Annotated in this window: 10 protein-coding genes; 3 read left to right on the forward strand and 7 right to left on the reverse strand. The window is 72.1% G+C overall.

The genetic code is table 11. From position 1 onward, the window contains the following. Window positions 1–100 precede the first annotated feature (100 nt). Window positions 101–1096: a GDSL-type esterase/lipase family protein gene (locus tag ACIA8E_RS19960; RefSeq protein ID WP_399299810.1), complete on the forward strand. Its 996-nt coding sequence runs from the start codon at window positions 101–103 to the stop codon at window positions 1094–1096. 96 nt (window positions 1097–1192) lie between these two features. Here the strand turns inward: ACIA8E_RS19960 and ACIA8E_RS19965 are convergent, their stop codons facing one another. Then, the gene (locus ACIA8E_RS19965; RefSeq protein WP_399299813.1) at window positions 1193–2659 is read right to left on the reverse strand and encodes a GuaB1 family IMP dehydrogenase-related protein; all 1467 of its coding nucleotides are present in this window, start codon (window positions 2657–2659) and stop codon (window positions 1193–1195) included. Between the two features lie 305 nt (window positions 2660–2964). Here ACIA8E_RS19965 and ACIA8E_RS19970 point away from each other — a divergent pair, with 305 nt between their 5' ends. Further along, the gene (locus ACIA8E_RS19970) at window positions 2965–3987 is read left to right on the forward strand and encodes a terpene cyclase (protein ID WP_399299816.1); all 1023 of its coding nucleotides are present in this window, start codon (window positions 2965–2967) and stop codon (window positions 3985–3987) included. A 104-nt stretch (window positions 3988–4091) separates the two neighbouring features. Here ACIA8E_RS19970 and ACIA8E_RS19975 read toward each other — a convergent pair whose 3' ends face one another. The 4 genes from ACIA8E_RS19975 to fmt all read right to left on the reverse strand — a co-directional run bounded on the left by ACIA8E_RS19975 (window position 4092) and on the right by fmt (window position 8774). After that, window positions 4092–5108: a sugar-binding transcriptional regulator gene (locus tag ACIA8E_RS19975; protein ID WP_030918957.1), complete on the reverse strand. Its 1017-nt coding sequence runs from the start codon at window positions 5106–5108 to the stop codon at window positions 4092–4094. A gap of 170 nt (window positions 5109–5278) precedes the next feature. Next, entirely contained in the window at window positions 5279–5962 is a 684-nt protein-coding gene (gene rpe / locus ACIA8E_RS19980; RefSeq protein ID WP_399299819.1) for a ribulose-phosphate 3-epimerase, read from the reverse strand. A gap of 321 nt (window positions 5963–6283) precedes the next feature. Continuing rightward, on the reverse strand, window positions 6284–7717 hold the full coding sequence (locus ACIA8E_RS19985; protein ID WP_399299821.1) for an RsmB/NOP family class I SAM-dependent RNA methyltransferase: 1434 nt from the start codon (window positions 7715–7717) through the stop codon (window positions 6284–6286). Between the two features lie 124 nt (window positions 7718–7841). Continuing rightward, window positions 7842–8774, reverse strand: coding sequence for a methionyl-tRNA formyltransferase (gene fmt / locus ACIA8E_RS19990; protein ID WP_399299822.1), 933 nt, complete (start codon window positions 8772–8774; stop codon window positions 7842–7844). A 393-nt stretch (window positions 8775–9167) separates the two neighbouring features. On the opposite strand from fmt, the gene ACIA8E_RS19995 reads away from it, so the two are divergent. Further along, complete coding sequence (locus ACIA8E_RS19995) at window positions 9168–9716, forward strand: hypothetical protein (protein ID WP_399299825.1); 549 nt, start codon at window positions 9168–9170, stop codon at window positions 9714–9716. Between the two features lie 70 nt (window positions 9717–9786). On the opposite strand, the gene ACIA8E_RS20000 is transcribed toward ACIA8E_RS19995, so the two are convergent. After that, the gene (locus ACIA8E_RS20000; RefSeq protein ID WP_399299827.1) at window positions 9787–11931 is read right to left on the reverse strand and encodes a primosomal protein N'; all 2145 of its coding nucleotides are present in this window, start codon (window positions 11929–11931) and stop codon (window positions 9787–9789) included. A 138-nt stretch (window positions 11932–12069) separates the two neighbouring features. Beyond that, entirely contained in the window at window positions 12070–13278 is a 1209-nt protein-coding gene (gene metK / locus ACIA8E_RS20005; RefSeq protein WP_030918939.1) for a methionine adenosyltransferase, read from the reverse strand. Between the last annotated feature and the right edge of the window lie 45 nt (window positions 13279–13323).

Consider the following 13323-nt stretch of genomic DNA (forward strand, 5'->3'; position numbering starts at 1 on the left):
ACCCGAAGTAGAACACGCGGTGGAGGACGGGGCCGTACGGACGTCGGGGCGACGCGGCGGGGTAAGGGTGCAGTGCGCACCCCTACCGAACGGAGACCCGATGACCTGGCTCGACCCCGACCCCTTTCTGCGCGGTGTGGCCTGGCGGGACGGTGTGCGTACGGTACGGGCCGACCCGGCCGATCTGGCGCGGCTGCCGTGGGACACCCGGGCGCGGGCGCTGCTGCCCATCGGGGTACGGCTGGAGTTCCTGGCACCGGGCGCGCGTGCGGTGGAGATCCGCTACCGCGCCGCGGTGCCCGACCCGGCGGACGCGCTGCACGACCTCGCTCACGTGTTCGCACTCTGGCGGGGCGACAGGTGCGTCGCGGAGATCTTCGCGGAGCCCGCCGAGGAGGCGGTCGCCGTGCTCGGACTCCCGCCCGGGGAAGGCCCGTTCACCGTTCATCCACCGCAGGGACAGTCCCCCCTGATCCTCGGCGTGCGGGCGGTGGGCGGCACGCTGCTGCCCGCGCCGGCGCAGCCGCGGTGGGTGGTGCACGGCGATTCGATCACCGAGGGCTGGTGGTCCACGCGCCCCGCCCACGCGTGGCCCGCGGTGGCCGGCCGCGCGCTCGGGCTGGACCCGGTCAATCTGGGGTACGCGGGGTCGGCGCGCGGGGAGCTGTGCGTCGCCGAGCAGATCGCGGCCCTCCCGGCCGACGTACTGACGCTGGCATTCGGTACGAACTGCTGGTCAGGAGTGCCGTTCTCGGCACCGCTGCTGTACGAGACGGTGCGCGCGTTCATCACTCTGGTGCGCGCGGGCCACCCGGGGACACCATTGCTGCTCATCTCACCGCTCCTGTGCCCGGACGCCGAGGACACCCCGAATGCCCTCGGAGCCACTCTGCGCGAGCTGCGGACGGCGCTGGAGGAGGCCGGTGCCGACCTCGTCCGCGCGGGCGACTCACGGCTGTCCGTGCTGCCGGGACGCGATGTCCTCGGACCGGAGCATCTGGCGGACGGCCTGCACCCTCACGACACCGGCCACGCCCGTCTGGCGGCGGCCGTCACGGAGGCGCTCGCCCCGTACGTATCCGCGGCGGACTGCTGAGCGGCGTCCCCTCCCCCGCCGACGGACGAAGTCCGGACCGCGTCGGCGGTCCGGACTTCTTCCTCGTTGCCTCCCGGCGCTGCCGGGAACGCGTGACTAGCTCCAGCTGGCGTGCAGCGCCTGGCCCTCGGCGTAACCGGCGGCGCTCTGCACACCGACGACCGCCTTCTCGGCAAACTCCTCCAGGGACGCCGCACCGGCGTACGTGCACGAGGAGCGGACGCCCGCGATGATCGAGTCGATCAGGTCCTCGACGCCGGGGCGGGCCGGGTCCAGGAACATCCGCGAGGTGGAGATGCCCTCCTCGAAGAGCGCCTTGCGGGCCCGGTCGTACGCCGACTCGTCCGACGTGCGGTTCTTCACGGCGCGCGCGGACGCCATGCCGAAGGACTCCTTGTAGTAGCGCCCGTCGGCGGACTGCTGGAGGTCGCCGGGCGACTCGTACGTACCGGCGAACCAGGAGCCGATCATCACGTTGGACGCACCCGCGGCGAGCGCCATGGCGACATCGCGCGGGTGGCGGACGCCGCCGTCCGCCCAGACGTGCTTGCCGTACTTCTTCGCCTCGGCGGCGCACTCCAGCACCGCGGAGAACTGGGGCCGCCCGACCCCGGTCATCATCCGGGTGGTGCACATGGCGCCGGGGCCGACACCGACCTTGATGATGTCCGCGCCGGCCTCGATGAGGTCGCGCACGCCCTCGGCGGCGACGATGTTGCCGGCCACGATCGGCACCTGCGGGTCGATCGCACGGACCGCACGGACCGCGCTGATCATGGACTCCTGGTGGCCGTGCGCCGTGTCCACGACGAGGGTGTCGACGCCCGCGTCGAGCAGCTGTTTGGCCTTGCCCGCGACATCGCCGTTGATCCCGACGGCAGCGGCGATCCGCAGCTTGCCGTCGGCGTCGGTGGCCGGGGTGTAGAGGGTGGCGCGGAGCGCCGCCTTGCGGGTGAGGATGCCGACGAGCCGGCCGTCCGCGTCCACCGCGGGGGCGAGCTTGCGGTGGGCGCCGTCGAGCTTGTTGAACGCGTCGCGCGGATCGATGTCCGCGTCGAGCAGCACCAGGTCCTTGGACATGACCTCGGAGAGCTGGGTGAAGCGGTCGACACCGGTCAGGTCGTGGTCGGTGACGACGCCGACGGGCCGCTGCTCTTCGTCGACGACGACGCCGGCGCCGTGCGCGCGCTTCGGCAGCAGGGACAGGGCGTCGGCGACGGTCTGGCCCGGGGTCAGCATGATCGGCGTGTCGAGTACGAGGTGGCGCGTCTTGACCCAGGAGATGACATCGGTGACGACGTCGATCGGGATGTCCTGGGGGATGACGACCAGCCCGCCGCGGCGGGCGATCGTTTCGGCCATCCGGCGGCCGGCGATCGCCGTCATATTGGCGACGACGAGCGGGATGGTGGTGCCGGTGCCGTCCGGCGAGGAGAGGTCGACCCCCTGGCGGGAACCGACCGCTGAGCGGCCCGGAACCATGAAGACATCGTCGTACGTGAGGTCGTACGGGACCGAGGGGGATTCTGTGTAGCGACCGGTACCGGGCTCAAGAAAACGCATAAGGCTCATTTTTTCATACGAAACCGCGCAGGTCGCTGCCTTGAAGACACAGCAAACGGCTCCCGCATTCGTACGTTCCTACAAGGGCTGCGTGCGGGAGTCCCGGGCAAGTGGAACCTGCCTTACCCACAGACAGTACCCGAACAGCTTTCAACCATTCGCGATCATCTTCCCTGGACCTGGTGACAAGGGGTCAGGTAGCTTCAAACGCGCAGGTCCCGCGGGTCGCAATCAGGTCCCGAGGAACAGGCGGAACGGCCCCGACTTCCGTCACACGTACGACCGGAGAGGATCCAGACCCGCCCGTGGAGAACGAACTGCCGGACATCTACTGCCCGTTCCCCCAGCAGACGAACCCGCACGTCGCGCACACCCGTGCGCACCTCGACAGCTGGACGCGCAACACCGGTCTGGTACACCGGGATTCAGCCAGGGAGCGCTTCGAGCAAGCCGACTTCGGCGCGTTCGTCGGCATGGTGTATCCGACCGCGAACGCCGAGAATCTCGATCTCGTCGCCGACTGGTTCGTGTGGCTGTTTCTCGTCGACGACCAGCTCGACGACGGCCATCTCGGCCGCAGCCCGGAGCGGGTGCGCGACGTGGTGGCGCTGATGCGCGCAGTGGTCCAGGGCACCGGCGCCGGCCCGCTGCCGGACGAGGAGCTCCCGGCCGCGGTGGTCGCCCTGGCCGACCTGTGGGAACGGACGACGCCGAATGCGGCCGCGCACTGGCTGCGACGGTTCGCCTGGCACCTGATCACGTACCTCACCACGGCCACCACCTGGGAGGCGGGGAACCGGGCGAACGGTGTCGTGCCGTCCGAGGAGACGTATATCGCCAAGCGGCGGCACACCGGCGCCATACATGTCTGCATGGACCTGATCGAGATCGTGGCCGGTATCGAGGCACCCGAGTCGATCCACAACGACCCCCGGTTCATCGTCGCGCTCGAAGCCTCGTGCAACGTCGTGTGCTGGGCCAATGACGTGTACTCGTACGAGAAGGAACAGGTCCTCGGCGAGATCCACAACCTCGTCCATCTGGTCCGGCACCACCGCGGATACGGCAAGCAACAGGCGCTCGAGCACGTCTGCGCGGAGATCGCCAGGGAGACGGAGCGCTTCCTGGCTGCCGAGGCCGAGCTGGTGACGGCCTACCCGCTGTTGTCCGGGATGCTCGTCCCGTACCTGAACGGGATGCGCAGCTGGATGCGCGGCAATCTGGACTGGTCACGGCAGACGCCGCGCTACAACCCGGCGGACGTCAGCCAGTACAAGGAGCCGCAGCAGTACCTGGAGCCGACGGTCCTGGGCGTACGGCAGGACTGACCGGGGAGCGCCTCACATCGGCCGCCGGGCGGGGCGCGTGGAGACCGTCCGGCGGCCGGGGCGCAGTGGACGGGCGGCCCGTCCAGGACGCCGCCCGGTCCCGCTCAGTCCCCGTCCGGGTCGGCCCGCTCCAGTGCGGGCCGCCGCGGCGCCGCGGACTCCGTCAGCAGATATTCGGCGGCCGATGTGTCCGTCACCAGGCTGGTGACCAGACCGGACCGCAGGACCGCCCCGATCGCCGCCGCCTTGCGCTGGCCGCCCGCGATCGCCACCACCTCGGGGATCCGACGCAGCCGGTCCGCCTCGACGGTGATGCACCGTTCCCCCAGGTCGCGGCCGACCCGGCGCCCCTCCGTGTCGAAGAGGTGCGCGGACATCTCGGCGGCGACGCCGAGCGACGCGTAGTGTTCCCGCTCCTCGTCGGTCAGCATGTCGTGGACGGTGGAGATACCCGGCTCCCAGGAGCCGATGGAGACCGCGGCGACCGTCACCTTGTCGAAGTACTCGAAGGCGCGCGCGATGCCGGTCTGATGGCGCAGCGCGGCGGCCGTGGCCGGGTCGGGCAGCAGCATCGGCGCATAGATCGGGTGGGCCTCGCCACCGGAGACCTGGGCGGCCCGCCGGACCGCCTCGACCGAACCGCGCTCGGCGGTCCCCGCGTCGTACACCCCGGTGAGCTGCACGACCGTGCACGGCGGCAGCCGGTCGAGGGCCGCCGCCATATGAATGGTGGACCGGCCCCAGGCCAGTCCCAGTACATCGCCTTCGTTCACCAGTTCGCCGAGAAGATCGGCCGCGACCTCGCCCAGGTTCTCCGGGTCCGGAGCGTCGTCCTGCTCCTCCGCGGGAGACTCGACGACGACCGCGTGCCGCAGCCCGTAGCGGGCCCGCAGCGCGTCGGAACGCTCCGCGTCCAGCTCTGCGGGGACCCGGATCTCGATCCGTACGAGGTCACGCTCGAGCGCCGTCTCCAGGACCCGGGCCACCTTGAAGCGGCTGACGCCGAACTCCTCGGCGATCTGGATCTTCGACTTTCCCTCGAGGTAGAAGCGGCGGGCCATGGCCGCCGCCTGCACCAGCTCCGCGGGCCCCATCCGCAGGGCGGACCGTCCCGCCGACATAGCAGACACCGCGATCTCCTCACTGCTGTTCACACGCTCGATACGCCGTTCATCCTGTCAGATCCGGCGATCCTTGATCGGTCCCGTCGGACCGCGTTCATCTGCCCTTGGCCGGGCCGACCGGCAACCGGGGCCCGACCGCGTCGTCACTGCCGACGTCGCCGCCGGCTTCAGTGGTTGCACGCCCAGGCCGCCGTGGCGATCGTCCCGTCCGCCTTGGCACGCAGGGCGCGTACCGCCTCGGCCGGGTCCTGGGCCCCGTACACCGCGGAACCGGCGACGAAAACGTCCGCACCGGCCTCGGCGCACCGCTCGATGGTGGAATCGGAGACCCCGCCGTCGACCTGGAGCCACAGCTCCAGACCGTGCTTGGAGATCAGCTCACGGGTACGGCGGATCTTCGGCAGCATGATGTCCAGGAAGGCCTGGCCGCCGAAGCCCGGCTCCACCGTCATGATCAACAGCATGTCGAGCTCGGGGAGCAGGTCCTCGTACGGCTCGATGGGCGTCGCGGGCTTGAGCGCCATGGAGGCGCGGGCACCCTTGGCCCGGATCTCCCGCGCCAGCCGTACGGGCGCTGCCGCGGCCTCCACGTGGAAGGTGACCGAGCCGGCCCCCGCCTCGACGTACTGCGGTGCCCAGCGGTCCGGGTCGTCGATCATCAGGTGGCAGTCCAGCGGAGTGTCCGTGGCCCGGCTGAGCGATTCCACGATGGGCACGCCGAGGGTCAGGTTGGGCACAAAGTGGTTGTCCATGACATCGACGTGGAGCCAGTCGGCGCCTTCGACGGCCTTCGCCTCCTCGGCGAGGCGAGCGAAGTCGGCGGACAGGATGCTCGGGTTGATCTGGGCCATGTGCCAAGCCTGCCATGTTCCGCGGCACTTCCCCGCCCGGGTGCGGGCCAAAGCCTCACGGGATCATTACAGTTCGCGAAATCCAGGGGTTTCCGCTGCCCGATCCGGGCGATTCGGCCCGCGTCGGGCCGATCGGCCGCGGTCCAGGCCCTGCGGCGGCGGCCTTCTCGTGGCACCGCGCACCGTGGGGGCGAGGGTTTCGTTACGCAATTTCGTTACGCGTGGGTCCGACACCGGCCGCAGGCGCTCAGGATGCACGCTCCGCCACCGGCCGCACACGTCACAGGTCACCGCACCGAGTGAGGCCGGCAGCGCCGGGCCTTACGCGGTACGCCGCAGCAGGGCCAGGTACATCGCGTCCGTACCGTGCAGATGCGGCCACAGCTGGATGTCGGGTCCGTCGCCGAGCGCGGGCACACCGGGCATCAACGGGCGCGCGTCCACCCACTCCGCCTCGACCGGCTGACCGCCGCGCCCCTTCAGCACGTCCTCGACGACCACTCGGGTCTCCGCGAGATGCGGCGAGCAGGTCGCGTAACCGACGATGCCGCCGACCCGCACGGCCTTCAATGCCTCCCGCAGCAGGCCTCGTTGCAGCGGCGCGAAGCTCTCCAGGTCCTCCGCGCGACGGCGCCAGCGGGACTCCGGGCGGCGGCGCAGCGCGCCGAGGCCGGAGCACGGGACGTCCATCAGGACCCGGTCGAAGCTGTCGGGCTGCCACGGCGGGCGGGTGCCGTCGGCGGTGATGACCTGGTACGGGCCGGGGTTGCCGGCCAGCGCGCGCTCGACGAGCCGGGCCCGGTGCGGCTGCTTCTCGGCGGCGAGCAGGGCGGCGCCGCGTTCGGCGGCGAGGGCGGCGAGCAGCGCGGCCTTGCCGCCCGGGCCGGCGCAGCCGTCGAGCCACCGGGTGTCACTGCCGTCCACCGGCGCGTTGGCGAGGGCCGTGGCCACCAGCTGGCTGCCCTCGTCCTGGACCCCGGCACGGCCTTCCTGCACGGCGGCCAGGGCGCCGGGCTCGCCGCCCTCGGCCATCCGTACGGCATAGGGCGACCAGCGGCCGGGCAGCCCGTTCTCGTCGCCGAGGGCCGTGAACAGCTCATCGGTGGTGGAACGGCCCGGGCGGGCGACGAGGGTGACCTCGGGCCGTTCGTTGTCGGCTTCGAGGAGATCCTCGATCCCGGCGCGGCCGCTGCCCAGCGCGTCCCAGAGGGCGGAGACGATCCACCGGGGGTGCGAGTGCACGACGGCGAGGTGGTCCTCGGCGTCCTCGTCGTACGACGGGGCGACACGCGCCACCCAGCCGTCGAGGTCGTCCGCGGAAACCTTCCGCAGCACGGCGTTGACGAACTTCGCCCGTCCCTCGCCGAGCACCACCCGGGCCAGCTCCACACTGGCGGAGACCGCGGCGTGGGTGGGAATACGCGTGCCGAGCAGCTGGTGCACGCCCATGTTCAGCACATCGAGGACCGGCGGGTCGACCTCGCGCAGCGGCCGGTCGATGCAGGACGCGACGATCGCGTCGTACGTGCCCTGGCGTCGCAGCGTCCCGTAGACCAGCTCGGTCGCCAGCGCCGCGTCCCTGGCGTCGAAGTCACCCTTGGCGCGTGCCTTCTTCAGCAGCGGGGGCAGGACGAGGTTGGCGTACGCATCGCGTTCGTCGACAGCCCGGAGCGCCTCGAAGGCGAGGAACCGGACCGGATCCTTCTGGGGCCGGCGATGCGGCTTGGCGGGACGGCGACGCTGCTGGTCGTTCACGTGAAAGGTGCTCCGCTGATGGTGAGGGGGCGAACCCTCCCAGCCTACGTCGCCGTCGGATCGAGGCCGTCCGGCGATCGAGGGCCACCGGACGGTCCCGTCCGGCGTCCCCACCGGACAGGCCTCAGACCCCGATCAGCTCCCCCGGAGCGATCCGCACCCCGCGCGCCCAGTCCGCGGCCCGCATCGGCTTCTTGCCCTGCGGCTGGACCCAGAGCAGCTCGACGGCGTGCGATCCGGTGCCGACGTACACATTGTTCTTGGACGCGGACAGCTCGCCGGGCGCCAGGTCGGCGCGGTCCAGGACGGGCACGGCCTGGATCAGCTTGAGGCGTTCCCCCCGGAAGATCGTCCATGCGCCGGGGGCGGGGGTGCAGCCGCGCACCACCCGGTCGACCCGCAGTGCGGGCGCCGACCACTGCACCTGGGCGTCCTCGACGGTGATCTTCGGTGCGAGGGTGACGCCCTCCTCCGGCTGCGGCACGGCGTGCAGGGTGCCGTCCTCGATGCCGTCCATGGTCGCGGCGAGCAGCCCGGCGCCGGCGAAGGCGAGCCGGGTGAGCAGGTCGCCGCTGGTGTCGGTGGGCCGTACTTCCTCGGTGAGGACGCCGTACACCGGTCCGGAGTCGAGTCCCTCCTCGATCAGGAAGGTCGAGGCACCGGTGACCTCGTCCCCGGCCATCACCGCGTGCTGCACGGGGGCCGCGCCGCGCCAGGCCGGGAGCAGCGAGAAGTGCAGATTGACCCAGCCACGGGCGGGAATGTCGAGCGCGGTCTTGGGCAGCAGCGCCCCGTAGGCGACGACCGGGCAGCAGTCCGGGGCGATCTCCCGCAGCCGCGCGAGGAAGTCCTCGTCGCGCGGTCGGACGGGCTTCAGCACCTCGATCCCGGCTTCCTCGGCGCGCTCCGCGACGGGGCTGGCGACCAGTCGACGGCCGCGTCCGGCCGGAGCGTCGGGGCGGGTGACGACGGCGGCCACTTCGTGCCGGCCGGAGGAGAGCAGGGCGTCCAGGGCGGGTACGGCTACCTCGGGGGTGCCTGCGAAGACGAGCTTCATGGGTGGCTGACTGCCTCTCAGGCCGAAACGTACGGTGACGAGCAACGCACCAGTCTAAGGGCTGTCCCGTAATCCCCGGCGGGCGTGCGACGACAGCCACGGCGCCTCGCCGCGTCGTCGGAACACCCGGCTGCATCCAGTATGCGGACGTCCCTCCGCCTTGCCATGCACCGCATCTGCAGCGCCGCGCGCCGATCCACCAGGGATTACGGGACAGCCCATGGGCTGCAACCGCCCGGGGGCGTACGCACGACCGTGCGCCCCGCGCATATGCGCGTACGCCCCTGAAGCGTGACCACAGCCCCGGGTGACGCGTTGGTCAAGAGAGATTGACCGAAGCGGGCCGCCAGGTGCGGCCCGGCCCCTTTCAACGCCGGTTCGAGAGGCTTCTTCATGGCCGACCACGCAACCCACGACGCCCAAGCGCGGGCCAGCCTGCATCTTTTGGTGCGGGACATCGAGCGGGTCCGGCGGCAGGTGGACGCACTGCGCACGCTCACGGCCCAACTGGGCAACGTCTACCGTCCGCGCCGCTCCGGCCCGTCCACGGGCTTCGTCGTCTACGGCAGGGCCCCGGCCCCCACCGTCAGGCTGGCCCAGGAACTGCGGGACAGCGTCGAGACCCTGGTGACGGCGGCGGTGGACTTCGACCGCTCCCTGGGCTTCTCCTGGGACGCGGTGGGTTCCGCACTCGGGGTCACCAAGCAGGCGGTCCACCGCCGCTACGGCGCCCGCCGGAACACCCCGCAGCCGGGGGCGGCGGAGGTGGCCGCGGAGACCGCGGGGACGCGTCCCCTGCCCGTGACACCCGGTTCCGGCGCGTCGTCGGTACTCCCCGCCGTGCCTGCGGCCCGCTCGATGCCTCCACAGTCCTCGACGGACCGCCCGGCCCTGCGCGAGGATCTGCGCCCCGGCGTCTTCCCCGGCCCGCGCAACGGCTGACCGAACCCCCTCTGCCCCGCCGTGCCCGACGCACGGAGGGGCAGTCGCATGTGGCTCGCCGCACGTCCGGTCAGCCGATGTCCGGGGGATCGATCCTGATCCGTACCGGATCGCCGTTCCCCCGGGCCATCCGCGCCGCCTGCGCCGTCTTCATAGCGGCGGCGAGCGCGGCGCCGCTGCCCGGCGGCACCCGGAGCAGTGCCCGTTCCCAGCTCTCCCCCACCGGCGCCTCCCACGGTCTGCGCGGTCTGCCGGGTTCGGTGCGCGGCGCCGGGACCGGGCCGAGCACCTCCGCCTCCGGCGGCAGTTCCGCGGCGGCGAGGAAGGCGGCGAGAGCCTCCGGCGGGCCGGTCACCGAGGCCATCCGGGACACCGGCGGGAAGCCCAGCTCGGCGCGTTCCGCCAGCTCGCGGCGGGCGTGGCCGACCGGGTCCCAGCGCACCAGCGCCTGGACCGGCCGCAGCGTCGGTTCGGCGACGATCACCACCGTGCCGCCGTCCTGCTGCCCCCGTACCAGTGAGGCCGCGGCGGTCCAGCGGCGCAGCGCCTCTTCGCCGGCCCTCAGGTCGGGGCGGCCGACCATCGCCCAGCCGTCGAGCAGCAGCGCGGCCGCGTAGCCGCCCTCGGCGACCGGCTCGGCGCCCGGGGTGCTGACCACCAGCGCGGGCACATCGGGCACGGAGTCGAGGATGTGGTCGCGCCCGGACGTGCGCACCGGCACGGCGGGGAACGCCCGGCCGAGCTCCTCGGCGGTCCGCCGGGCGCCGACGATCTGGGCCCGCAGCCGGGTGGCGCCGCAGGCGACACAGTGCCAGGCGGCTTCGGCCCGGCCGCACCACGCGCAGTTGAGATCTCGCTGGTCCGGTGCCTCCAGCGGTCCCGCGCAGTGCCGGCACCGGGCGGGCTCGCGGCAGCGCTCGCAGGCCAGCCGGGGCGCGTACCCACGACGCGGCACCTGCACCAGCACCGGTCCGCTGCGCAGCCCGTCCCGCACGGTCTGCCAGGCGAGGCTGGGCAGCCGCGCCGCCCGGGCCGCCCCGTCCCGGGCCAGCTCGCCGTCGCCGACGGTACGGATCAGCGGCGCCGTGATCCGCAGCTGTTCCCGGTCCGCACGCAGCGGCAGCGCCCAGCCGCTCTCCACCAGCTGGGCGGCCTCCACCGTGCAGTTCGTCCCGCCGAGCAGGAACGCGCACCGGCTGTGCGCGGCCCGCAGCTCCAGGACCTCCCGGACGTGCGGGAACGGGGCGTTGTCGTCGCTGTGGCTGGAGTCGCCGTCGTCCCACACGACGACCAGGCCCAGATCCGCGACCGGTGCGAACATGGCGGCCCGCGTCCCGACGACCGCGCGCACGGATCCGCGCCGCACGGCGAGCCACTCCCGGTAGCGCTTCTCGGGCCCGGAGTCTGCGGTCAGCAGCGCATGGCGGCCCGCCCCCAGCACCTCCGAGAGCGCGGCGTCCACCCGCCCGGCACTGCGCCCGTCCGGTACGACGACGAGCGCACCCCGCCCGGAGGCGAGGGTCGCGGCGACCGCCCTGGCGATCTCCTGCGGCCAGTGCGGGCCCGGCAACGCGGTCCATACGGCCCGGGGCGCCCCGCCCTCGGCCAGCGCCCGCAGGAACGCGGGCCCCTGTTCGTACCGCTCCCAGCTCCCGGCCGACGGTGCCGGGGGCGGTGGCAACGGTTCCGGCGACGGCTTGGACTCGGCCCGTCCGTTCCTGGGCGGCACGGCGAGCTGCAGCACATCGGCGAGACTGCCCGCGTACCGGTCGGCCACGGCACGGGACAGGGCGAGGAGCTCGGGTCCCAACACCGGCTCGGGCGATACGACATAGGCGAGCGCGGCGAGCGCCCCCGGGTAGTCCGACTCGGCACGCCGTTCGATGAGGAACCCGTCGATCAGCCCGCCGCCCTCACGGCGCCCGCCGCGGACATTGCGCCCCCCGGCCCCGAACCGCACCCGCACCCGCACACCGGGCTGCGCCTCGGCGTCGAGCTCTTCCGGCACGGCATAGTCGAAGTACTGGTCGAGGTGGAGCACGCCCTTGTTGACCAGCACCCGGGCGACGGGCAGCTCCTTGGCGAGTGCGGCCCCCCGCCAGGTCCGGGGCTTGGCCCGCGGCACGTTCGCCTTCCGTACGGTCTCCCGAATGAGCGCAAGCTGCTCCGGCGCCCCGCCCTCGGGCTCCACCGACTGCTCGTTGTCGCTGCTCACAGCCAAATTCCTACCAGACACCACTGACAGCGGCCCCGGCCCGGGACCGTTCGCCCCGGCCCTCCGGGGCCACACGCGCCGGGGCCCGGACACCGCGTGCGGCGTCCGGGCCCCGGCGTACGGGCGAGAGCGGCAGGCTTACAGCCCGGCCGCCTTGCGCAGTGCTTCCACACGGTCCGTGCGCTCCCAGGTGAAGTCGGGAAGCTCGCGGCCGAAGTGGCCGTACGCCGCGGTCTGGGCGTAGATCGGACGCAGCAGGTCGAGGTCGCGGATGATCGCGGCCGGGCGGAGGTCGAAGACCTCACCGATGGCGTGCTCGATCTTCTCGGTCTCGATGGCGGCGGTGCCGAACGTCTCGACGAACAGGCCGACCGGCTCGGCCTTGCCGATCGCGTACGCCACCTGCACCTCGCAGCGCGCCGCGAGGCCCGCCGCGACGACGTTCTTGGCGACCCAGCGCATCGCGTACGCCGCCGAGCGGTCCACCTTCGACGGGTCCTTGCCCGAGAAGGCGCCGCCGCCGTGGCGGGCCATGCCGCCGTACGTGTCGATGATGATCTTGCGACCGGTCAGACCGGCGTCGCCCATCGGGCCGCCGATCTCGAAGCGGCCGGTCGGGTTCACCAGCAGCCGATAACCGTCGGTGTCCAGCTTGATGCCGTCCTCGATCAGCTGCGCGAGGACGTGCTCGACGACGAATTCGCGGATGTCGGGGGCGAGCAGCGAGTCGAGGTCGATGTCGCTGGCGTGCTGCGAGGAGACGACGACCGTGTCGAGACGGACGGCCTTGTCGCCGTCGTACTCGATGGTGACCTGCGTCTTGCCGTCGGGACGCAGGTAGGGAATGGTCCCGTTCTTGCGGACCTCGGACAGCCGGCGCGAGAGGCGGTGCGCCACGTAGATCGGGAGCGGCATGAGCTCCGGGGTCTCGTCGCAGGCGTAGCCGAACATCAGGCCCTGGTCGCCCGCGCCCTGCTTGTCGAGCTCGTCCTCGTCGCCCTCGACACGCTTCTCGTACGCCGTGTCGACGCCCTGCGCGATGTCCGGGGACTGTGCGCCGATGGACACCGAGACGCCACAGGAGGCGCCGTCGAAGCCCTTCTTGGAGGAGTCGTAACCGATCTCCAGGATCTTGTTGCGCACCAGCGTCGGAATGTCGGCGTAGGCCTTGGTCGTGACCTCACCCGCGACATGCACCAGACCGGTGGTGATCAAGGTCTCGACGGCGACGCGCGAAGTCGGGTCCTCGCGCAGGAGCGCGTCGAGAATGGTGTCGCTGATCTGGTCAGCGATCTTGTCGGGGTGACCCTCGGTGACAGATTCCGAGGTGAAGAGACGGCGGGACACATCGCTCCCTGGGGGTTGCAGCGGCTGCTGGCTGATCATTGGCGG

It is taken from the genome of Streptomyces sp. NPDC051664 (assembly GCF_044453545.1).
Lineage (GTDB): Bacteria > Actinomycetota > Actinomycetes > Streptomycetales > Streptomycetaceae > Streptomyces.

Excerpts from the sequence above, each read along its gene's own strand:
- ACIA8E_RS19995 (WP_399299825.1), top strand. The coding sequence starts at position 9,168 with ATGGCCGACCACGCAACCCACGACGCCCAAGCGCGGGCCAGCCTGCAT.
- fmt (WP_399299822.1), bottom strand. The coding sequence starts at position 8,774 with ATGAAGCTCGTCTTCGCAGGCACCCCCGAGGTAGCCGTACCCGCCCTG.
- rpe (WP_399299819.1), bottom strand. The coding sequence starts at position 5,962 with ATGGCCCAGATCAACCCGAGCATCCTGTCCGCCGACTTCGCTCGCCTC.
- ACIA8E_RS19975 (WP_030918957.1), bottom strand. The coding sequence starts at position 5,108 with ATGTCGGCGGGACGGTCCGCCCTGCGGATGGGGCCCGCGGAGCTGGTG.
- ACIA8E_RS19960 (WP_399299810.1), top strand. The coding sequence starts at position 101 with ATGACCTGGCTCGACCCCGACCCCTTTCTGCGCGGTGTGGCCTGGCGG.
- ACIA8E_RS19965 (WP_399299813.1), bottom strand. The coding sequence starts at position 2,659 with ATGCGTTTTCTTGAGCCCGGTACCGGTCGCTACACAGAATCCCCCTCG.